The organism is Gilliamella sp. GillExp13, assembly GCF_001690815.1.
Classification (GTDB): Bacteria; Pseudomonadota; Gammaproteobacteria; order Enterobacterales; family Orbaceae; genus Gilliamella; species Gilliamella bombi.
Window position 1 is genome coordinate 19,550 of the sequence record NZ_LZHJ01000163.1, and the last position, 22,660, is coordinate 42,209.

At 34.7% G+C, this 22,660-nt stretch carries 20 protein-coding genes; 13 read left to right on the plus strand and 7 right to left on the minus strand.

Going from position 1 to position 22,660, the window contains the following annotated elements:
• Window positions 1-61 precede the first annotated feature (61 nt).
• The 6 genes from A9G37_RS11795 to A9G37_RS11820 all read left to right on the plus strand — a co-directional run bounded on the left by A9G37_RS11795 (window position 62) and on the right by A9G37_RS11820 (window position 5,766).
• Window positions 62-781, plus strand: coding sequence for a phosphatase PAP2 family protein (locus A9G37_RS11795; RefSeq protein ID WP_065575604.1), 720 nt, complete (start codon window positions 62-64; stop codon window positions 779-781).
• Between the two features lie 162 nt (window positions 782-943).
• Window positions 944-1,249 carry a LapA family protein gene (locus tag A9G37_RS11800; RefSeq protein WP_034914045.1) on the plus strand — a complete coding sequence of 102 codons (306 nt, stop codon included), beginning with the start codon at window positions 944-946 and terminating at the stop codon, window positions 1,247-1,249.
• A 12-nt stretch (window positions 1,250-1,261) separates the two neighbouring features.
• A complete protein-coding gene (gene lapB / locus A9G37_RS11805) occupies window positions 1,262-2,431 on the plus strand; it encodes a lipopolysaccharide assembly protein LapB (RefSeq protein WP_034914041.1) in 1,170 nt (389 codons plus the stop codon).
• 22 nt (window positions 2,432-2,453) lie between these two features.
• The gene (locus tag A9G37_RS11810; protein WP_034914038.1) at window positions 2,454-3,239 is read left to right on the plus strand and encodes a YchF/TatD family DNA exonuclease; all 786 of its coding nucleotides are present in this window, start codon (window positions 2,454-2,456) and stop codon (window positions 3,237-3,239) included.
• Window positions 3,229-4,341 (plus strand): ribosomal protein uL16 3-hydroxylase, encoded by a 1,113-nt coding sequence (locus tag A9G37_RS11815; protein WP_034914033.1) that lies wholly within the window; start codon window positions 3,229-3,231, stop codon window positions 4,339-4,341. Before A9G37_RS11810 ends, A9G37_RS11815 begins: the two co-directional genes overlap by 11 nt.
• Window positions 4,342-4,524: 183 nt before the next feature.
• Window positions 4,525-5,766 carry an MFS transporter gene (locus A9G37_RS11820; protein WP_051634280.1) on the plus strand — a complete coding sequence of 414 codons (1,242 nt, stop codon included), beginning with the start codon at window positions 4,525-4,527 and terminating at the stop codon, window positions 5,764-5,766.
• A 75-nt stretch (window positions 5,767-5,841) separates the two neighbouring features.
• On the opposite strand, the gene A9G37_RS11825 is transcribed toward A9G37_RS11820, so the two are convergent.
• From A9G37_RS11825 to A9G37_RS11840, 4 genes are all read right to left on the minus strand, one after another.
• Window positions 5,842-6,282 carry a hypothetical protein gene (locus A9G37_RS11825; RefSeq protein ID WP_034914029.1) on the minus strand — a complete coding sequence of 147 codons (441 nt, stop codon included), beginning with the start codon at window positions 6,280-6,282 and terminating at the stop codon, window positions 5,842-5,844.
• A gap of 198 nt (window positions 6,283-6,480) precedes the next feature.
• On the minus strand, window positions 6,481-7,008 hold the full coding sequence (locus A9G37_RS11830; protein WP_051634279.1) for a hypothetical protein: 528 nt from the start codon (window positions 7,006-7,008) through the stop codon (window positions 6,481-6,483).
• 216 nt (window positions 7,009-7,224) lie between these two features.
• Entirely contained in the window at window positions 7,225-7,887 is a 663-nt protein-coding gene (locus A9G37_RS11835) for a hypothetical protein (protein ID WP_141671210.1), read from the minus strand.
• Between the two features lie 135 nt (window positions 7,888-8,022).
• On the minus strand, window positions 8,023-8,910 hold the full coding sequence (locus tag A9G37_RS11840) for an SDR family oxidoreductase (protein ID WP_034914023.1): 888 nt from the start codon (window positions 8,908-8,910) through the stop codon (window positions 8,023-8,025).
• A 1,115-nt stretch (window positions 8,911-10,025) separates the two neighbouring features.
• On the opposite strand from A9G37_RS11840, the gene ilvG reads away from it, so the two are divergent.
• The 5 genes from ilvG to ilvA all read left to right on the plus strand — a co-directional run bounded on the left by ilvG (window position 10,026) and on the right by ilvA (window position 16,544).
• Window positions 10,026-11,702, plus strand: a complete 1,677-nt coding sequence (ilvG, locus tag A9G37_RS11850; protein WP_065575605.1) for an acetolactate synthase 2 catalytic subunit — start codon at window positions 10,026-10,028, stop codon at window positions 11,700-11,702.
• A 3-nt stretch (window positions 11,703-11,705) separates the two neighbouring features.
• Complete coding sequence (gene ilvM / locus A9G37_RS11855; RefSeq protein ID WP_065575606.1) at window positions 11,706-11,936, plus strand: acetolactate synthase 2 small subunit; 231 nt, start codon at window positions 11,706-11,708, stop codon at window positions 11,934-11,936.
• A 167-nt stretch (window positions 11,937-12,103) separates the two neighbouring features.
• Window positions 12,104-13,033, plus strand: a complete 930-nt coding sequence (locus tag A9G37_RS11860) for a branched-chain amino acid transaminase (RefSeq protein WP_065575607.1) — start codon at window positions 12,104-12,106, stop codon at window positions 13,031-13,033.
• A 116-nt stretch (window positions 13,034-13,149) separates the two neighbouring features.
• Window positions 13,150-15,000, plus strand: a complete 1,851-nt coding sequence (ilvD, locus tag A9G37_RS11865) for a dihydroxy-acid dehydratase (RefSeq protein ID WP_065575608.1) — start codon at window positions 13,150-13,152, stop codon at window positions 14,998-15,000.
• 2 nt (window positions 15,001-15,002) lie between these two features.
• On the plus strand, window positions 15,003-16,544 hold the full coding sequence (ilvA, locus tag A9G37_RS11870; RefSeq protein ID WP_255306910.1) for a threonine ammonia-lyase, biosynthetic: 1,542 nt from the start codon (window positions 15,003-15,005) through the stop codon (window positions 16,542-16,544).
• 230 nt (window positions 16,545-16,774) lie between these two features.
• Here the strand turns inward: ilvA and A9G37_RS11875 are convergent, their stop codons facing one another.
• The 3 genes from A9G37_RS11875 to A9G37_RS11885 form a co-directional block, all read right to left on the minus strand.
• Window positions 16,775-17,377, minus strand: a complete 603-nt coding sequence (locus tag A9G37_RS11875; protein ID WP_218059379.1) for an IS3 family transposase — start codon at window positions 17,375-17,377, stop codon at window positions 16,775-16,777.
• Between the two features lie 49 nt (window positions 17,378-17,426).
• The gene (locus A9G37_RS11880; protein ID WP_141671211.1) at window positions 17,427-18,068 is read right to left on the minus strand and encodes an IS3 family transposase; all 642 of its coding nucleotides are present in this window, start codon (window positions 18,066-18,068) and stop codon (window positions 17,427-17,429) included.
• A gap of 591 nt (window positions 18,069-18,659) precedes the next feature.
• A complete protein-coding gene (locus tag A9G37_RS11885; protein WP_065575611.1) occupies window positions 18,660-18,950 on the minus strand; it encodes a hypothetical protein in 291 nt (96 codons plus the stop codon).
• Between the two features lie 636 nt (window positions 18,951-19,586).
• Here A9G37_RS11885 and mutS point away from each other — a divergent pair.
• Complete coding sequence (mutS, locus tag A9G37_RS11890; RefSeq protein ID WP_065575612.1) at window positions 19,587-22,145, plus strand: DNA mismatch repair protein MutS; 2,559 nt, start codon at window positions 19,587-19,589, stop codon at window positions 22,143-22,145.
• A gap of 184 nt (window positions 22,146-22,329) precedes the next feature.
• A partial coding sequence (locus A9G37_RS11895) for a helix-turn-helix domain-containing protein (RefSeq protein WP_065575613.1) occupies window positions 22,330-22,660 on the plus strand: 331 nt, incomplete at its 3' end.

Here is a 22,660-nt window from a genome sequence, read left to right on the forward strand (position 1 = left end):
AAATTTATCTTCTATGCTAAAATATTAAGCAAAAGCAATTTATACTTAATTGAGTTTATAAATGAGGTTAGTAATAAAAAAAACAATAGCCCTATTGGCTATTTACTTAGCTGTTCCTTTTACTATTATAGCCATAAATTGGCATTGGCAACCAGCATCCTTAAATAATACATCTAAATGTTTATTTTTAATAACTGAAACAGCAAGTTTTCCTTGGGGAATTATCACCTCAACAATTTTATTCATTGTATTTTGTCTGCTATTACCCCAAAAAACAAAAAAAAGAATCATATTATTATGGTTGCTTCTTGTGAGTGCAATATTAAGTGGGCAAATAATTAAAAGCTTTTTAAAATCACAAACCGCTGAATCACGGCCTTATGTACTTTGGATGGCTCAGGAATATAATATTAGTGATCAACAATTTTATTCGAAATCACGTTCAGAAAGAAAAGAAATTATTCATCAATTATTTAACAATTCATCAACAATCCCCAGTTGGTTATCAAGCCACTGGCAAAATGAAACGGGATATGCTTTTCCTTCTGGGCATACCTTGTTAGCTGTAACTTGGGCACTATTGGCCTTAATATTACTAAAATTTAGACAACATTATGTGATAGTATCTTCTATCATTATTTGGTCAATATTAATTGAATTAAGCCGGTTATTATTAGGCATGCATAGTCCTATTGATCTAATAACAAGTATATTAATCGCATGGATAATCTCATTAATTTGCTATTTTTATGCTAGAAAATGGCATATAGTAGACAAATGATTATTAAATATTTTGAGAAAGTAACATTTACAACAAACAATATTATTTTTAGGCAATATAGTTAATAATCTAATTAACCAAATGCAAAAAGAAATTATAAGAATAGAAGAGTATAATAAACGAAAGAGTTTAACTAAAACAAAAAAAAGAAAGGTCAACATTATGAAATTTGTTATATCAATTTTATTGATAATTATCATCTTTGCCATCTCAATAGCAATAGGATCGGCTAATGATCAAATAGTAACCTTCAATTATTTGGTAGCTAAAACTGAAACCCGCTTATCAGTCTTATTAGCTATTTTATTTGGTTCGGGGTTTATTGTTGGTTGGATATTAACCGGCATTTTCTTTCTAAAATCTAAATTACAGCACTCATCAACAAAACGTAAACTAAATAAATTACAAAAAAAATATGATGAAGGCATGGCTAATAACCAGCAAATAAACACAACTAAAACTAATTAAGAATAGGTTACTATGTTTGAACTGTTATTTTTGTTACTTCCTATTGCCGCCGCATACGGTTGGTATATGGGTGACAGAAATGCAAAACAGAAACATCTAAATCAATCTAATCGACTATCTCGTGAATATGTTGATGGTTTGAATTTTCTTTTATCAAATCAAAAAGACAAAGCTGTCGATCTTTTCTTAGACATGTTAAAAGAAGACGATGGCACACTTGAGGCGCATTTAACATTAGGTAACTTATTCCGCTCTCGGGGTGAAGTTGATCGTGCTATCCGCATTCATCAAGCGCTATTAGAAAGCTCATCTTTAACATTTGAACAAAGACTATTAGCTATTCAACAACTAGGTAGAGATTACATGGTTGCAGGCTTTTACGATCGTGCTGAAGAGACATTTTTGCAATTAATTGATGAAGAAGAATTTCAACAACATGCATTACAACAACTTATTATCATATATCAATCAACCAGTGAATGGATAAATGCCATCAACATGGCAACTAAATTGGTTAAACTTGGTAATATAAAATACAAAACCGATATTGCACAATTTTATTGTGAATTAGCGTCAATAGCGATTGATAATGATGATCTTGATAAAGCCAATAGCCTATTACAAAAATCAGCAATTGCAGACACTAAATGTGCTCGTACTTCACTCATGTTGGGGCAAGTTCTTATGGTACAAAACAAAACAGAGCAAGCTATCAAATCTTTTCAGCAAATATTACAGCAGGACAAAGCTTTTATTGGCGAAGCATTACCTGCATTAAAAGAGTGCTACCTAAAGCTAAATAATCAATATGAATTTCAAGAATTTTTACAAATATGTGTCGATCAAGATACAGGTAATGTTGCTGAATTAATGCTTGCTGATGTTATCGAAAAAGAAAAAGGTCTAGACGCCGCACAATATTATATGTATCGAGAATTACTGAAACACCCTAATTTAAAAGGGTTCTATCGATTAATGAATTATCATGTTGCTGATGCAGAACAAGGTAAAGCTAAAGAAAGCCTTTTACTTTTACGCAACATGGTTGGCGAACAAATAAAAGCAGTACCCAATTATCGATGCCAGAAATGTGGATTCACAGTTAACTCACTCTACTGGTTATGCCCGGCTTGCCGTTCGTGGTCAACAATAAAACCTGTTCGTGATTTTGAACAACATTAAAATAAACAAAGAAGAGATTTTTATGTTTTTAATTGATTCTCACTGTCATTTAGATAGTTTAGACTTTAGTACTAAATCCATCAAAGATGTTTTACAAGAAGCTATCAACAATAGCGTTAAACATTGCCTAAGCGTGGCAACAACACTATCTGGCTATGAATCGATGAAACATAAGCTTATACCTTATCAAAATCAATGCTCTTTCTCATGTGGGATTCATCCACTTAATCTTGATGACGAAACCTACGATGCCGAACGCTTTCAAACTTTAGCACAAGAAGACAACGTCATTGCACTTGGTGAAACGGGGCTTGATTATTACTACCAACAAGACAACTTAGAACTACAACAAACTATATTTAAAGAACATATCCGATTAGGGCGAAAGCTAAGCAAACCCGTTATTGTCCATACACGTAATGCTAAAGATGACACTTTAAGAATTTTAAAAAATGAGCATGTCCACTCTGGTGTTTTGCACTGTTTTACAGAAGATATCGAAACAGCAAAACAATTATTGGATCTTGGTTTTTATATTTCCTTTTCAGGAATTATCACCTTTAAAAATGCCGAGGCTCTACGGGAAGTTGCGAAATATGTTCCACTTGATCGTATTTTGATCGAAACTGACTCACCTTATCTTGCTCCCGTACCATATCGAGGTAAAGAAAACCAACCTGCTTATGTTCGTGTAGTTGCGCAATATTTATCTGCTTTAAAAGGTGTTTCTTTAGAGGATATAGCCCAAAAAACCACCCATAATTTTTGCCAGTTATTCAATCTTCAAGGAAAATTAAATGAATTATAAATTAACTATTGATTGGGATGATTTTTTAAGAAAATTTTGGCAAAAAAAACCGGTAATCTTACGCAAGGCATTTGTTAATTTTATTGATCCCATAACACCAGACGAATTAGCTGGTTTAGCGATGGAAGAAGAAATTGATAGCCGAATTGTTTCTAATAAAGATGGTGTTTGGGATGCTAAATTCGGACCATTTACTCAATTCAATAACTTAGGTGAAGATCATTGGAGTTTGCTAGTACAAGCCGTTGACCATTGGCATGAACAAGCAGCGACCTTACTTAAACCGTTTAAATGCCTTCCACAATGGCAATTTGATGATCTAATGATTTCTTACGCAACCCAAGGCGCTGGAGTTGGACCTCATATTGATAATTATGATGTATTTATTATTCAAGGCATGGGTAGCAGGCGTTGGCAAGTTGGCAATTGCGATCCAAATTATAAACAATTTAATGCACACAAAGCATTATTACATGTCGAAGAATATCAACCAATCATTGACGAAGAGCTCACCACAGGCGACATTCTATACATTCCAACAGGTTGTCCGCATAATGGTATATCAATTGGTGAATCATTAAGTTATTCCGTTGGCTTTATGACACAAACATCACAACAACTATTAAGTAGCTTTGCTGATTATGTCATTGATAACCTACCAATTAGTATTTATTATCAAGATCCAGATTTAAAGCTACCTAATGATCCTCATCGCGTTCAACCTTATGAACTAACAAAGGTACAAGATCAAATTATTGATCTAATCAAAACACCTTCATTATTTAACGATTGGTTTGGTAGACACATTACTTTACCAATGCACGATCTAAATATTGTTCCAGTTGAACCACCATACAATTATGAAGAATTTGAATCATTACTAAAAGCTGGTGCAAAGCTACACCGTGTACTAAGCATTCGAATCTTTAAAGTAGGTGATTTTGGCTATATTCATGGTGAAAAAATTGACTTACCAATGCCTATCATAGATCTACTTTGTGAAAATGAAACACTATATTACGAACAGTTGCAGGATAAAAACACACTTAAAGTCATGCTTGATCTTGTCAACAAAGGTTATTGGTACTTTGCTGAAGATTAAATAAATCAACTGCCGATAACAAAATCGGCAGATAAAACGACTGTTCAGGGCATTAAGCTTGGCTTTTTACTAGTTTTAAGTATATACTTGCCCCGCTTTAATTTACCCTCCGTTTAATCACAAATTAAACATCATAAAACGCAAATTTTAAGTAACATCTATTTTTAAAAACTAGAGGTATACATGAAAACTGAAGCAAACACAGCCTTGCAAGCAGAAAGTGAAAACGAACATACAACCCCGTATCAAAAAAGAACCCTTTTTGCATCCACTGTCGGTTACGCACTTGATGGCATGGATATGATGATTTTAGGTGTATGTTTTAGTCTAATCTCGACTAGCTTTAACCTAACTAAGGCCGACTTAGGAACCTTAACATCAGTAACCTTACTTGGCGCAGTATTAGGTGGTATTTTATTTGGTATCCTTGCCGATAAATATGGTCGAGTAAGAGTCTTTTCATGGACTATTTTAATATTTTCTCTTTTCACCGGGTTATGTGCAATTTCACCTAACTATGAATGCTTTTTAATATTTCGCTTTTTAAGTGGACTTGGTCTTGGTGGTGAATTTGGAATTGGTATGACTCTAGTTTCTGAAAGCTGGCCTAAAAATAAACGCTCAAGAGCAACATCTATTGTAGCATTAGGCTTTCAAGTAGGTATCATCTTAGCCGCATTAACCGTTAATTTTATTGGTGAAATTTATGGTTGGCGCTGGGCTTTTGCCATGGGAGTACTGCCAGCTCTATTTGTTGCTTGGACACGTAAAGGTCTAAAAGAACCAGAAATCTGGCAAAATTTAAAAGCTCAAAATAAAAATAAAATAGCCATTGGTAAATTATTTAAAAATCCTCGAACCGTAGCAACTACAATAGGTTTAACTATTGCCTGTGCAGTACAAAATTTTGGTTTTTATGGGCTCATGGTTTGGATGCCAAATATGATTGCAACTGAACTCAAATTGCCATTCAAAAATACAATGTTCTGGACCATTTCAACAACAATTGGTATGTCATTAGGGATCTTAATTTTTGGTTGGTTATGTGATAAATTTGGTCGCCGTCCTTCTTATATCCTATTTTTATTCGTTTCGGCAGTTTCAATTTGGTTTTATTTTCATCAAACTGATATGTTTATATTAATCATATTTGGTTCAGCAATTGGCTTTTTTGTAAATGGCATGATGGGCGGATATGGTGCATTACTTGCTGAACATTACCCAACAGATGCCCGTTCAAGTGCTGAAAATATTATTTTTAATGTAGGTCGAGGAATTGCAGGAATATCGCAAGTTTTAATTGCATATTTAGCTACTGTTTATTCAATTAGCTACGCATTAGCTTTACTGTCTGCTGCTTATTTATTATCAGCGGCTGCATTTGTATTTTTAATACCCGAAACAAAAGGTAAAGAACTAGAATAACTCAAAAAAAACAGGGGAAATCACCCTGTTTTATATCACATTAATAAATTATATCAAAAATTAAAACAAACTACTTTAGTTAGCAGTACAAGAAGCTGGTGTCAATTTAACACTAAATAATTGCTCATCATTTATATAATAATTATGACTAACACCATTTGGGAATGCATCCCTAAGTTGTTTAACTTGTGAGCTATTACTACAATAAAGTGTTTTTAGACTTTCTGTCGTCATTTTTTGAGTATCAGGAATTGATAACTCATCTTTTGAACTATCAATTACATATTTATAATTAATTAAATCATTATCTTTAGTTATATCAATCAAATTAGTTTTTGCATCAACTTTAACTGGAAGCATTTTTTTTGCTTCGTTAATAATAGTTTCTTGCAAACGACTTAATTCAGTATTTTTTGAAGAATCACCAACTGCTTTATTAGCATCAGATTTTGAATTATCACAACTACAAAGAACCAAGCTTATCAAAATTGCTGACACTGTTTTTAAACTTTTCATTATTATTCCTTTGAGTAAATTTTATAAATTACATATCGACCACTTATTTAAAAAGTGGTCAATAAATTGTAAAATATCAGTGAAAAAAGTACATAAAAAAATTTACAATTTAAAACAAAAAATAAATAAAAATAAGCTTTAATAAGCCCCACCCATTTAGTGCTGATGATTTCTACTATTTTTTAAGTTGATTAATGGTTATTTAGAATCACAATCACTCGGTTTCAAATCAAACGACATAATTTTCTCATTTTCAAGATAATAATTATGACTTACTCCATTTGGAAATATGAGTTTCAACGCTTCAACATTTGGGTCATTACCACAATATAAAGTAACTATCGTGTTTAATACAGATTGCTGATTTTGCTTTAGCAATATCACATCTTTAGGCAAACCTTTTATAATATATTTATAAATAAGTTTATTGTTATCTTTTGATATGTCATTGAACATCGTAAATTTATCAATCACAATGGGTAACTTTTCTTTTATACCTGCAACAACCGAATCTTGAGCAAAACTATAATCACCATCTTTTTGCTCATTAAATTCTTTGATTTTTTCAGGTGTTGATTGAGCAATAATATTTTGTCCTCTTTCAACAATATCCATATTCTCTTGAATACTAGTTCGCTGAGTACCCATAACTTTTGCTTCTGAATTATTAAAACCAAATAATATTATTCCCATTAACATCACAAATGTTACTTTCATGCCTTTCATGTTTATTCCTACCCAAGCTAATTCATCACTACCTGATATCTTTTAAAAGATAAAACTATAAAAATACAAAAACAGTAATAATAATAATACTAATTAATCTTTAAAAGAGCTGTAAAAGAACTCTATTAAGAAAGAGCGTCCAAAATAAAAAGGGCTTCAATCAGCCCTTTTATATTAATAAAATTTAACTATTTATCCAAATTAATAAAAATATATTTAATCATCATCATCACAATCACTTGGTTTTACATCTACTGAAAATACCTTATCATCATTGATATAATAATTATGGTTAGCTCCTCTAGGGAATACTAATCTTAAAGTCTTCATGCTAGAATCATCACCACAATAAAACTCAACCAATTTATCTTGTAAACTCTTTTGACTAGTTTTAGCCTGTAATGTATCTTTAGTGATATTATTCACAATATATTTATAATTAATTACATTGCCATCTGACGATACATCAACTAAAGTTACACTTGAATCAATTGTTGCAGGTAATTTTGTTTTAATTGCCTTGATCATCAAACCTTGAGCAACATTATAATTACCTTCTTCAATCTTATTAAGCATCTCATCTTTTTCTGATTTTGTTTGTTGATACAAATCTTTAGCTTTATCACTAATGGCTGAGCTTACTTGCTTAACTTGGTCCTCAATTTTTGCATTTAATTGGCTAGCCTTATCACCAATTTCTGAGCTTAATTGATTGGCTTTATCGCTAATTTCTGCACCTGCTTGATTGGCCTTGTCACTTACTTCTGAACTTATTTGTTTGGCTTGTTGTTTAATATCATCAGTTTTTGATTTTGAATTATCACAATTGACTAAAAAAAGCCCTAACACTACTAAAGTGATCACTTTAAAAAGTTTCATTTTTATTCCTTTTTTATTTAATTTTTTGACTACCATGAATTAACTCATAACAACTATTTTATTTTAAAAGTTAATTTTATCTAATGTTAATAGTAAAAGAGTTTAAATAAACTCTTTTACTATAACAAATATCAATTAGTTAATATGCATACCGCCTGTAACACCATAAGTTTCGCCAGTTGTATAACTTGATTCTTCAGATGCTAAGTGCACATAAACACCAGCAAGTTCAACAGGTTGACCAGCTCGTTGTAAAGGAGTTTGTTTACCAAATTCAGGAATAGCGTCACTTGGTTGACCACCACAAATTTGTAATGGTGTCCAAACTGGACCTGGGGCAACAGAATTTACACGAATACCTTTATGACCTAATTGTTTAGCTAATCCACGTGTAAATGCGATAATAGCTGTTTTTGTTGAAGCATAATCTAATAAATTACTGCTAGGTTGATAAGCCTGAACAGATGAAGTTGTAATAATGGTTGATCCTGGTTTTAAGTAACCTAAAGCCGCTTTAGTTAACCAAAAAAGCGAAAACACATTAACTTCAAAGGTTTTCTTAATTTGCTCGGTAGTAAGTTCCATAATATCTTCAACAGCAACCTGCTTACCAGCAACCAGTGTCAAATTATCCAATCCATCTAATTGATGGTGTGCCTCTTCAACTAATTTTTTACAAAAAGTCTCGTCACTCAAATCACCGGGGATCAATACAGCTTTGCGCCCAGCCGCTTGAATAACCTTAGCAACATCTTCCGCGTCTTTTTGCTCGAAAGGAAGGTAATTTATTGCTACATCCGCACCTTCTTTAGCATAAGCAATCGCTGCCGCTCGACCAATACCAGAATCGCCACCAGTAACAAGCATTTTACGTCCTTCTAGGCGTCCATGGCCTTGATAGCTTTTTTCACCACAATCAGGGGTTGGGGTCATTTCACACTGTAAAGCTGGTGCAACTTGTGTTTGTTTTGGGAACTTATCATGATGATATTTGGTAAGTGGATTATAGATTTGTTTGCTCATAATTTTCTCCTAAGTTAAACATGTATTTGAAAACAAATTCAATATAACTTAAATAAAATCAATTAATAATCACAAAATCCTATTGATAAACCTATTTTAATCTTTAAAATAACTAATTAATTCAATAAATTATATTTACTGACAACAAAAATTAGAATATTCTTTTTTAAACTTAATAGCATTGCTCAATATCATCCCCAAAGATTTTTAAACAAACAAAAACTGAGGCTAATAATAAACAAAGGCGGCTTTCTATGATTGGCTTGGTGAGGTCATTGAAATTAGTAAAGCCGAAACCTTAAATATTGCATAATCTTGCACTGAACTAAGTGTATCAAATTAACATATACGAAGCTAGTAAAAGAAAATTTAAAAAACAGATTGCTTTTATTTACAACATATTGATTTTAGATAAATTATTATGATTTTTTTATTATTTATATTGTAGTGATAGTTAACACCATTTAGAAAATTTTTTAAGCTCATTCATCTCATTACTATTTTCACAATATGCGTTAAGTAATTTTTGAAGGATTGGATCATTGACTGAACTTTGAGAATCATTAAGATCACCATTTTCCAAATCCGCGGTAGACGTATCTTGTGAAGTTTTTTAGCGTTATCAAAGTTTATTAAAACCAATTTAAAAATAACAAAAATAATTAGTTGCAATATTTCCATACTGATATCTTTTTTTAATTATTTGATATTTCTTTATATTACTTATATTTATTTTTTATACACTGACATTGCAAAAACATCAGACCAAACTATTAAAACCGATATTTTTATACTAAAACACAGTGTTTCCTGAAACTTTTTCACAAACTATTTGTGCTAAATAGCAAAAGCAATAAAAAACTGTTGCACTTTTTTTAAAAACGAGTATTTTGTTAAAAATATTTTAAAAAATGATAAAAAGTTAATCATCCAACATTATGAAATTTTCACTCAAAATCGTCCTCATCAATATCATTGTCAGCGTAGTCATTATTCCTGCGCGGGGGCGTTTTTGAATAAAAAATATGTTTATACATAAATCAGAAAACCCCCGCTCCCCAAAAGCGGGGGTTTTTTTATGGTTAATGGACAAGTAAAGTACAAGCGAGGAATAAATGTTAGGAACACAGTGGATAGTAAAAACCTTAAAAGAAAAAGGTGTAACCACCGTTTTTGGATATCCTGGTGGACAAATTATGCCTCTATACGATGCACTTTATGACGGGGGTATTGAACATGTACTATGTCGTCATGAACAAGGTGCTGCCATGGCGGCTATTGGTTACGCTCGTGCAACAGGAAAAACTGGTGTTTGCATTGCTACCTCGGGTCCTGGTGCAACAAATATCATTACAGGTCTTGCTGATGCTTTGATTGATTCAGTGCCGATTGTTGCTATAACGGGTCAAGTACCAACCAAACTTATTGGTACAGATGCCTTTCAAGAAGTTGATGTTTTGGGATTATCTCTAGCTTGCACCAAACACAGTTATTTAATAGATGATGCACACGATTTACCCAATATATTAGAAGAGGCGTTTAACTTAGCCAATTCGGGAAGACCGGGACCAATATTAATTGATGTTCCCAAAGATATACAGCTTGCAAACCTAGATTATCATAACTATTTAACACCATCCTCATTAAAAATTGCACAGAATAAAACTCAACTATACCCAATCTTGCCTGATGATATAAAACAAGCCAAACAAATGATCACCCAAGCCCAAAAACCAATGCTTTACATTGGTGGAGGTGTTGGGCTTTCAGGAGCAATATCCGAACTTAGAAACTTTATGGAATTAACACAAATTCCAAGTGTATCAACATTAAAAGGGCTTGGTGTTGCCGATATTAATAATCCCTATTATTTAGGATTAGTCGGCATGCATGGAACAAAAGCAGCCAATTTAGCAGTGCAAGAGTGTGACCTACTAATTGCCCTAGGAGTACGATTTGATGACAGGGTTACCGGCAATCTTAATGAATTTGCACGACATGCTAAAGTACTTCATATTGATATTGATCAAGCTGAAATCAACAAATTACGCCAAAGCCATTTAGGATTACAAGGCGATATAAGGCAAGTTTTACCACGAATAAATCAAACAGTTTCAATTGATAAATGGCATAAAAAAATTAATCAATTAAAAGCACAACATCCAACTCGCTATGATCACCCCAGTGAAGCTATTTATGCACCAACTTTATTAAAAACTATCTCTGAGCGAAAATCAGCTAATACTATTGTCACTACCGATGTGGGACAACACCAAATGTGGACAGCACAACATATGTGCTTTAATCACCCTCAAAACTTCATTACATCAAGTGGACTTGGCACAATGGGATTTGGTTTACCATCGGCCGTTGGCGCACAAATGGCAAGACCCAATGACTGTGTAATTTGTGTATCAGGTGATGGATCTTTCATGATGAATGTCCAAGAATTAGCCACTATAAAACGTAAAAAATTGCCAATAAAAATCGTATTAATTGATAATCAACGCCTAGGTATGGTTCGCCAATGGCAAGAATTATTTTTTAACGAAAGATACAGCGAAACAAATTTATCAGATAATCCCGACTTTTTAATGCTAGCTAAAGCATTTGATATACCTGGGCAAACTATCAACAAAAAGTCACAAATCGATACTGCGCTCGATAACCTATTTAATTCAAAAGGTGCTTATCTTTTACATGTATGCATAGATGAATTAGAAAACGTATGGCCACTGGTACCACCTGGAGCAGCAAACGAAAACATGCTAGATAGAAGTTGTGAGGAGTAAGCAATGAACGAACAAACACAATACCAATTAGTCATAAAAGCTTATGACAAATTGGGGGCACTTGAACGTATATTACGGGTTATCCGTCATCGGGGTGGTCATATTAAATCAATGCAAATGCAAACGGTTGAAAACAACATACTAATTATGACATTAATATTAACCACCGAAAGAGCGTTTTCGACACTACAAAATCAAGTATCAAAATTAGAAGATGTAATAGTAATTGAGTAATAATAATCTCAAACAACTTATTATTAAATAATAAGTTAAATCAAAGATGGTAAATAATTTAACAGTTAAATAAACAAATAAGTGTAGTATAATGCTTGACCGTTAAAGCAAAAATACCGAAAGCAAAGTACATACTTAACAAATTAAAAAATAAAGAGGGAAACAAAATGAGTTCTACAGCAAAATCTGATTATATTTGGTTGAATGGTGACATGATTCCATGGGCAGATGCAAAAGTTCATGTAATGTCACATGCTTTACATTATGGAACTTCAGTATTTGAAGGTGTACGTTGTTATGACACCCATAAAGGTCCTGCCATTTTTCGCCACAAAGAACATGCACAACGGCTGTTAAATTCAGCAAAAATTTATCGTTTCCCTGTACCTTATTCTCTTGATGAAATCATGGAAGCTACACGCCAAACTATCAAAAAAAATAATTTAAAAAGCGCTTATATTCGCCCATTAGTCTTTATTGGTGATGTGGGTATGGGCGTTAACCCACGTGAGGGCTATAAAACCGATGTTATGATAGCTGCATTTCCATGGGGGGCTTATCTAGGCGAAGAAGCATTAGACCAAGGTATTGATGCAATGGTCTCATCTTGGCATCGCGTTGCATCAAATACAATTCCTGCCGCAGCTAAAGCAGGTGGTAACTATTTATCATCATTATTAATTGGTTCTGAAGCGAGAGCAAATGGCTTCCAAGAAGGTATTGCGTTAGATGTTCATGGTCACTTATCTGAAGGTGCTGGTGAAAATCTCTTTATTATTAAAGATGGCATTTTATACACTCCGGTTTTATCGTCATCGGCGCTACCGGGTATTACACGTGATGCAGTATTAACACTAGCACGTGATATTGGTATTGAAGTGCGAGAACAAACACTATCACGCGAATCACTTTATCTGGCAGATGAAGTGTTTATGACAGGTACTGCAGCGGAAATTACACCTGTGCGCAGTGTTGACCGCATCCAAGTTGGCATTGGCCGTTGTGGTCCAATCACCAAACAAATCCAACAAACATTCTTTGGTTTATTTAATGGTAAAACTGAAGATAAATATGATTGGTTAGATCTTGTTAAATAATAAATAAAATCAAAAATCCGCCAACTATGTTGGCGGATAACTTTTTAACTTGGTGATTAATATTAAAAACTACAAACCGTTAAACACGGTTACTTGCATAAAATTGGGAGCAGGAAATGCCTAAATATCGTTCAGCAACCTCGACCGAGGGTAGAAACATGGCTGGTGCACGCGCATTATGGCGTGCAACTGGTGTTAAAAATGAAGACTTTGGTAAACCCATCATTGCGGTGGTTAACTCATTCACACAATTTGTACCAGGACATGTCCACCTAAAAGACATTGGACAGCTAGTTGCCAAACAAATTGAAGCATCAGGTGGCATTGCCAAAGAGTTCAATACAATCGCAGTTGATGATGGTATTGCCATGGGACATGGTGGAATGCTTTACTCACTTCCTTCAAGAGAACTCATCGCTGATTCTGTCGAGTATATGGTTAATGCACACTGTGCCGACGCCATGATCTGTATTTCTAACTGCGACAAAATCACACCGGGAATGTTAATGGCTTCGCTTCGTTTAAATATCCCAACCATTTTTGTTTCAGGTGGACCGATGGAAGCAGGCAAAACAAAACTATCTGACCAAATCATTAAATTAGACTTAGTTGACGCAATGATTCAAAGCGCTAACCCAAATGTTAGCGACGCAGATAGCAAAGCCATCGAAGAATCAGCTTGCCCTACTTGTGGTTCTTGCTCAGGTATGTTTACGGCTAACTCCATGAACTGCTTAACCGAAGCATTAGGACTTTCATTACCGGGCAATGGTTCACTTATTGCCACTCACAAACAACGTGAACAACTCTTTTTAAACGCAGCTAAACGCATTGTTGAAATCACCAAACGTTATTATGAACATGATGATGTATCTTACCTGCCTCGTTCAATTGCAACAAAAGCGGCATATGAAAATGCTATGTCATTAGACATTGCTATGGGTGGCTCGACCAACACCGTATTACATTTGTTAGCCACTGCACAAGAAGGCGAAATCGACTTTACCATGTCAGATATAGATAGATTATCGCGAAAAGTCCCACATTTATGTAAAGTAGCGCCAAGTACAGCGCAATATCATATGGAAGATGTTCACCGAGCTGGTGGGGTTGTGTCAATTATGTCAGAACTAGATAAAGCAGGATTACTAAATCGCAATGTACACAACGTTCTAGGACTAACATTACAAGAAACTTTCACCAAATACGACATAACTCAAACTACCGACGAAGCAGTAAAAAAAATGTATCGTAGTGGACCTGCAGGCATTCGCACCACTAAAGCTTTTTCACAAGATTGCTATTGGGATTCACTTGACGATGACCGTATAAATGGTTGTATTCGTGATAAAGCTCACGCCTATAGTCAAGACGGTGGACTTGCAACACTCTATGGTAATGTGGCACAAGATGGCGCAATTGTTAAAACCGCAGGCGTTGCTGCTGAAAATTTAATTTTCCGAGGTCCAGCAAAAGTATTTGAAAGCCAAGAAGATGCTGTTGATGGCATATTAGGAGGCAAAGTGGTTGAAGGTGATGTCGTTGTCATCATTTATGAAGGACCAAAAGGCGGACCGGGTATGCAAGAGATGCTCTACCCAACCAGTTATTTAAAATCCATGGGTCTAGGCAAAAAATGTGCATTGATAACAGATGGACGATTTTCTGGTGGTTCCTCTGGCTTATCAATTGGTCATATTTCTCCAGAAGCAGCAAATGGTGGCGTTATAGGCCTTGTTCGTGATGGTGATATTATTGATATTGATATCCCAAATCGTAAATTAGTACTAGATGTCCCAACTTCTGAACTTGAACGTCGACGAGTTGCAGAACTAGAACGAGGTGAAAAAGCATTTACGCCTCATAATCGAGATCGTTACGTCTCATTTGCGCTTAAAGCTTACGCCAGTTTAGCAACAAGCGCAGACAAAGGTGCCGTACGAGATAAAAGTAAATTAGGTGGCTAATTGTGAAACAAGAAAATACTCAACTTACCGGTGCAGATTATTTAAAAGCAACACTTTGTAGCGCCGTATACGATGTGGCAGAAGTAACTCCACTTGAAAAAATGGAAAAGATCTCAGCAAGAATACACAATCAAGTTTTTGTCAAACGCGAAGACCGCCAACTCGTCCACAGTTTCAAAATCCGTGGAGCACAAGCCATGATAGCCAGCTTAAGTGAAGAAGAACGCAAATGCGGCGTTATTGCTGCGTCGGCTGGCAACCATGCGCAAGGAGTGGCTTTTTCGGCTACAAAATTAGGCATCAGTTCTTTAATTGTTATGCCACTAACAACTGCCGATATCAAAGTTGAAGCTGTAAAAAGTTTTGGTGGTGAAGTATTACTTTATGGTGCCAACTTTGACGAAGCCAAAGCCAAAGCAATGGAACTGGCTAAAGAACAAAATCGCATCTTTATTCCACCATTTGATCATCCATTAGTAATTGCTGGGCAAGGCAGTATTGCTATGGAACTATTACAACAAAATGCCAAATTAGACCGAATCTTTGTACCTGTTGGTGGTGGAGGGCTTGCCGCAGGCATTGCAGTATTAATCAAACAAATCATGCCATCAATCAAAGTTATTGCTGTTGAGCCTAAAGACTCAGCTTGCTTAAAAGCTGCATTAGATGCAGGTCACCCTGTTAATTTAGATCGTGTCGGACTCTTTGCTGAAGGCGTTGCTGTCAAACGAATTGGCAATGAAACATTCAGACTTTGCCAACAATATATTGATGATATTATTACCGTGAATAGCGACGAAATTTGCGCGGCAGTGAAAGACTTATTTGACGATGTACGTGCAATAGCTGAACCATCTGGCGCAGTAGCATTAGCTGGACTAAAAAAATATGTCGATCAGCATAACATCTGTGGTGAAAAACTTGCTCATATACTGTCAGGCGCTAATTTAAACTTCCACAGCTTGCGCTATGTATCAGAACGCTGTGAATTAGGCGAAAAACGTGAAGCGCTATTAGCAGTCACCATCCCAGAAAAGAAAGGCAGTTTTTTAAGTTTTTGTCAGCTATTAGGTGGACGCGCAGTAACCGAATTTAATTACCGCTATCATGATGAAAAATCTGCTTGTATTTTTGTGGGAATAAAAATCTCGAAAAGTGAAGAAAAAGATGAAATTATGCAAGAACTTGCTGCTGCAAAATACCCTGTAGTGGATCTAACCGAAGACGAAATGGCAAAACTACATGTACGCTACATGATTGGTGGCAAACCTTGCAAACCGCTTCAAGAACAAGTATACAGTTTTGAGTTCCCTGAATCGCAAGGAGCGTTGCTTAAATTCTTACAAACGTTAGGGACTAATTGGAATATATCAATGTTCCACTATCGTAGCCACGGTACCGATTATGGTCGTGTACTTGCCGCGTTTGAAATCGACGAATCAACCCTTAACCAGTTTAATCAACACCTAACTGAACTCGATTATGGTTTCCACAATGAAACACATAATCCTTCGCTTAAACTATTTTTAACCAATCAAGGTTAAAATTAGTAACAACTATTCACCTATAAGGTGGATTAGCGAAGAGTACTTTTTTGTTGTAGTAAGTTTTATTTTTTTGAAAAGCGCTTTTGCTACTCAGTTGCAAAAGCGCAAGAATCGCAGACTTTGTCTTTTATATGCTCCTATGTATTGGTTGATGGCGTTGTAATATGATCCTCGCCAAAATATTAGACAGTGCCCGCCTCTATCATTTTTTCGTTTTGGTAATATTGTTATTCATATTGTTCAGATGATACCCAGCCATTGGCTGAATGACGGCGTATCCGATTATAATAGATTTCAATATATTCAAATAGTGCTTTATTAGCCTGCTTCCTCGTTTTGTAGTAACAGTCATGAATAATATGGTTTTTGAGTGTATGAAAAAAACTCTCAACAACCGCATTATCAAAGCAGTTTCCTCTTCGACTCATGCTTTGCCTTAGCCCATATTGTAATAATAATTGCTTGAAATCAGCACTGCAATATTGGCTTCTTTGGTTACTATGAATGAGTACATTTTTAGGAAAGTGACGCCGAAATAAGGCTTGTTTTAATGTATTACACACTAAATGACGGTCTATGTAGCGACTGGTTTGCCTAGCAATCACTTTTCGTCCATATAAATCGATAATCACCGACAAATATAACCAACCTTCCCCCGTTTTGATATAAGTAATATCGGTTACCCATGTCGTATTCGGCTTATCAGGGTTAAATTGCCTATCTAACGTGTTGGGCACAATATTGTGATGAGCCGTGTCTGTTTTATACTTGAATTTACGTGCTGCTTTACTATGCAATCTCAAACTACGACGTAATCCCCATTGTTGCAAAACACGGCTTATAAATACCCCAAACTTAGTACACAACTCACGTAGAAAATTAAGCTGCTTGTTTTAGTGTTTTATACTCAATCGGTGTCATGTTATTTAATGCCTCATGCAGTCTTTCGGTGTTATAAATCGTTAGCCATTCTTCGGTTATTCTCCTTGCTTGTGCTAAGTTGTTAAAAAGATATAAATCGAGTACTTCAGTACGATAGGTACGATTAAATCGTTCAATATAGCCATTTTGATAAGGGCTACTAGGCTTTATATAATCAATGGCTATATCATGTGATTTAGCCCAGTTTATAAAGGTTTTTCCTGTAAATTCTGGCCCATTATCGACCCGTATTTTTAATGGATATCCATGATATTCGGCCAGTTTATCTAAGTAACGGGTAATCCTTCCTGCTGGTAAGTTGACTGCAATATCAATACCTAACGCCTCACGATTAAAGTCATCGATGACATTGAATGTCCTAAAGCGACGTTGATTACGGCTACTGTCACTCATAAAATCCATTGACCAACATTCACCTTGTTTATTAGGCACAAATAGCTTTTCCGGACATCGTGGAGGAATGCGTTTTTTTCGTTTTACTCTGAGATTAAGCTTTAATTCACAATACACCCGATAAACACGCTTATGGTTCCATTGATAGCCGAGCTTTCTGATATGATTAAAACATTTTGTAACTATCCCCTAAAATAACACAGAAAAAAAGTAGAAAATTCTCTGTGATAAAAGAAAAGGGGATTTAATGATGAAAAAAATGACTGAACATCAAATCGTAGCTATTTTAAAAGAAGCTGAAGCAGGTATTCCTGTCAAGGTGTAAATGCCCAAACTTAGTACACAACTCACGTAGAAAATTAAGCTGCTTGTTTTAATGTTTTATACTCAATAGGTGTTCACTAGTGCCTTGATATTTGCGTCCATTATCAGAATAAATACATGTAGTGGTATAAGGACACCAGGCTAATACATCGTTTTGTAAAAATTGTGCTTCGCTAAATTGGAACGTATCAGGGTAAATACTAGCATAAAGATCACGTGAAAAATCATCAATGCCAACAAATAAATATTCTCTAGTTAGTTTTGTTTTTTATGTATATTCATTACAGTAGTTTCTCAAATTACTGTAAACAACGCTAGTAAATCCTACAATTTATATTAATTATTTACGTTTATAAATTTTTGTTAAACGACATGTTCCGTTACGATAATTAGAATGATATTCATCTTTAATTAAATCATATTGCCATAGTAAAATATCACTCCCTATTCCACTCATAAAGCTATGTACAATGTCATAACTTTGTTTTCTCTCGTCATCGTGATAAAAGAATTTATGATTAATATAACGTATTTTTTTATTGCTCCGATTCCATTTTCTTGAATATCCATAGAAAAACTAATAGAAGCAAAAGCACCTTTGTTTCGATAAATAGCAAAAAATTTTATTTGAGAAAATAAAATTTCTTTTTTTCCCAATTTAGATGATATAAATGTTATCTTTTCATTATCATAAAATATTTCCAAATGTTCATCTAAAAAATTTTCTGCTATAGCTTGATACATTATACCAATCAATGCTGCAAATAAAAAAGGTAAGAACAAAGGAAAAAGAGAATGAGAGAAACTATTTGTATAATTACACAAAGAAGTAAAAAAATTGCTTATACTACAATCATTGACCAATAGATTAGGAAAAAAGCGAAATACCTTTGATAATTTACTGAATAAAATTGATAATAACGATCCATTGGTTACTTTTGCCCATTTTATTAATCTAAAAGTCTTAACTAATCATAAAAAAGAATTGAATTGTAAATATCTGGTTATTAGTACAAAAATGATATAAAAATTATGTGGCAACATGAAGATAACAATTTTTTTATATTCAATATTGTTGAATAACCAAACCACATAAAAAAGTACATAATTTAGAATAATGAGCTCGTAATGAGTCCAATTCTTTAATTAAATGCAAGCATATCCATTTTACATTAAGCCCCAAATAGCCCTCTGTAATAAACCAATAATCAGTTATAATAAAATTATTATATAAATTATTACATTATACAACTTACATTTATCATAATTTATAATTAAACTAAAAATAAGAACCAGTACGAATTTATGCTTTTTAATGGTTCTTTGTTAGACTAATGAATTTACTTATTACGTTGAAGGATAAAAAAAAGAAAAACCACCATGACTAATAAAGACAATTTTGCCAACCACACCCCAATGATGCAGCAGTATTTAAAACTTAAAGCTGAAAACCCTGATATTTTATTATTTTATCGTATGGGTGATTTTTATGAGATGTTTTATGATGATGCCAAGCGTGCCTCGCAACTTTTAGATATTTCGCTCACAAAGCGTGGTTCGTCAAATGGTGAACCAATTCCTATGGCGGGAGTGCCTTATCATGCGGTTGAAAGTTATTTAGCAAAGTTAATTGCACTAGGTGAATCAGTTGCTATTTGTGAACAGATTGGCGATCCAGCTACTAGTAAAGGACCAGTAGAACGAAAAATTGTCCGTATTGTAACTCCCGGTACAGTAAGTGATGAGCTATTATTAGAAGATCGCAAAGACAATTTACTGGCATCAATTTGGCAATATAAAAATTATTACGGCTATGCCACACTCGATATCAGTTCAGGACGATTTTATATTTTTGAATGTGACAATTTCGAGGAAATGCAAGCCGAATTACAACGTACAAGTCCTGTCGAATTACTATATCCAGAAGAATTTCAATCCATGCCATTAATTGAAAATAACTCTGGATTGCGCCGTCGTCCACAATGGGACTTTGATCTTGAAACAGCAAAACAACAGCTTAATCTACAATTTGGCACTAATGATTTAATTGGATTTGGTGTGGAAGACTGTAATTATGCACTTTGTGCAGCTGGCTGTTTGTTACAATATGTTAAAGATACCCAACGCACTGCTCTACCTCATATACGTTCAATTGTCAAACAGTCGGCTTATGATTTTGTCGTGTTAGATGCCGCAACACGTCGTAATCTAGAAATCACCGAAAACCTATCTGGTGGAACTCAAAATACTGTAGTTGAAATACTTGATAAAACTCAAACACCAATGGGTAGCCGTATGCTTAAACGTTGGTTGCATTCACCAATTCGTAATCTGACTATATTACAAAATCGACAACAAGCTATTGGCGAATTGCAAAATTATATTAATGAAGTTAATCCATTATTAAAACAAATTGGTGATTTGGAACGTATTTTAGCAAGACTTGCATTACATACGGCTCGACCTCGTGATTTTGCTCGTTTACGTGATGCTTATAATTTATTACCACAACTACAAACACTACTAAGTGGTCTTACTTCACCTGCGTTAATTAACTTGCGTAAAAAAATAAATCAATTTGACCGTATAGCCGAAATATTAAATCAGGCTATTGTTGAAACACCGCCGGCAATTATTCGTGATGGTGGGGTTATTGCTACTGGTTATAATGCAGAACTAGACGAACTACGAAGTTTAGCGGATGGTGCAACCAATTATTTAGAACAGTTAGAAATCCGAGAACGTGAAACCTTAGGCATTGACACCCTAAAAGTAGGCTTTAACGCCGTACATGGTTACTACATCCAAATCAGCCGTGGGCAAAGCCATTTGGCACCAATTCATTATACTCGTCGTCAAACACTGAAAAATGTTGAGCGATATATCATCCCCGAACTTAAAGAGTACGAAGATAAAGTACTAACTTCCAAAGGACGAGCATTAGCACTCGAAAAGCAACTTTACGAACAGCTATTTGATCTATTAATGCCAGATCTAGCCACTATGCAAATCAGTGCTGAAGCCATTGCCGAACTTGATGTGCTTACCAACCTAGCGGAACGATCATTAACACTTAACTATCAAAAACCAACACTATCAACCGACTCAGGAATAGAAATTAAAGATGGCCGACATGTGGTGATTGAGCAAGTTTTACAAACACCATTTATTGCAAACTCGCTCTCATTATTACCAAGCAGACGTATGTTAATTATTACGGGTCCAAACATGGGCGGTAAAAGTACTTATATGCGTCAAACTGCTTTAATTGTATTACTGTCTTATATTGGTAGCTTTGTCCCTGCTTCAAAAGCAGTCATTGGACCTATTGATCGCATTTTTACACGTATTGGCGCTTCTGATGATTTGGCATCTGGTCGCTCCACTTTTATGGTCGAAATGACCGAAACCGCTAACATTATGCACAATGCAACTCAACAAAGTTTAGTATTAATGGATGAAATTGGTCGGGGAACTTCAACATATGATGGGCTTTCATTAGCTTGGGCTTGTGCCGAAAATTTAGCAAATGAAATCAAATCAATGACGCTTTTTGCCACTCATTACTTTGAATTAACCCAATTACCCGAGCATATGCAAGGTGTTTATAATATCCATTTTGATGCTATTGAGCACGATAATACCGTTGCTTTTATCCACGAAGTATCTGAAGGCGCAGCGAGTAAAAGTTTTGGTATTGCTGTTGCAGGACTTGCCGGTGTGCCTAAGACAGTATTAAAGCGAGCTAAACAAAAATTGAAAGAGCTCGAGATTATTTCAAAACAAACGGCTAACAGTGGTGTTGCTCAATCTCAACTTTCTTTTATCAACGCGCCTGAACCTTCAGAGGTTGAAGAAGCGTTAAAACAGATTGAGCCTGATGCACTAACACCCAAACAGGCTTTAGAGGTGTTATATCAATTAAAAAATTTATTATAATGAAATAATTCGATAGCAGCTTATCTATTAAGCTATAAATTGTAGAATTTACTAGCATTATTTACAGTAATTTGAGAAACTCCTGGATTCAAACATGAAGTGCAATTTTAAACACGGTGGAGTGAAGAAAGTAGAAAGGTGATTTATACTAGCACCTTCGCACCACCACAGTTTGGAGATTGCTATGTATTATAATCACCTTTCTAGGAAGGAAAGATACCAAATTTTCGTATTATTACAAGCCGGAAAGAATAAAAAAGAGATAGCCCAGCTACTCAATAGACATCCTTCGACAATAAGTCGAGAGATAAAAAGAAACTCAAAACCTAATCAAGCCTATCAAGCACATGATGCGGTAACCCTAGCTAGGAAAAGGCGAAAAAACAGCGGTAATGGTAAGCCAATAGAGTCTTCGGTATGGCGCCAAGTTGAAAAATACCTCATGCTTTATTACAGCCCAGAGCAGATTGCCGCACGTTTAAAGAAAGTCTGTGTCCAAAATCAATCTATAACTA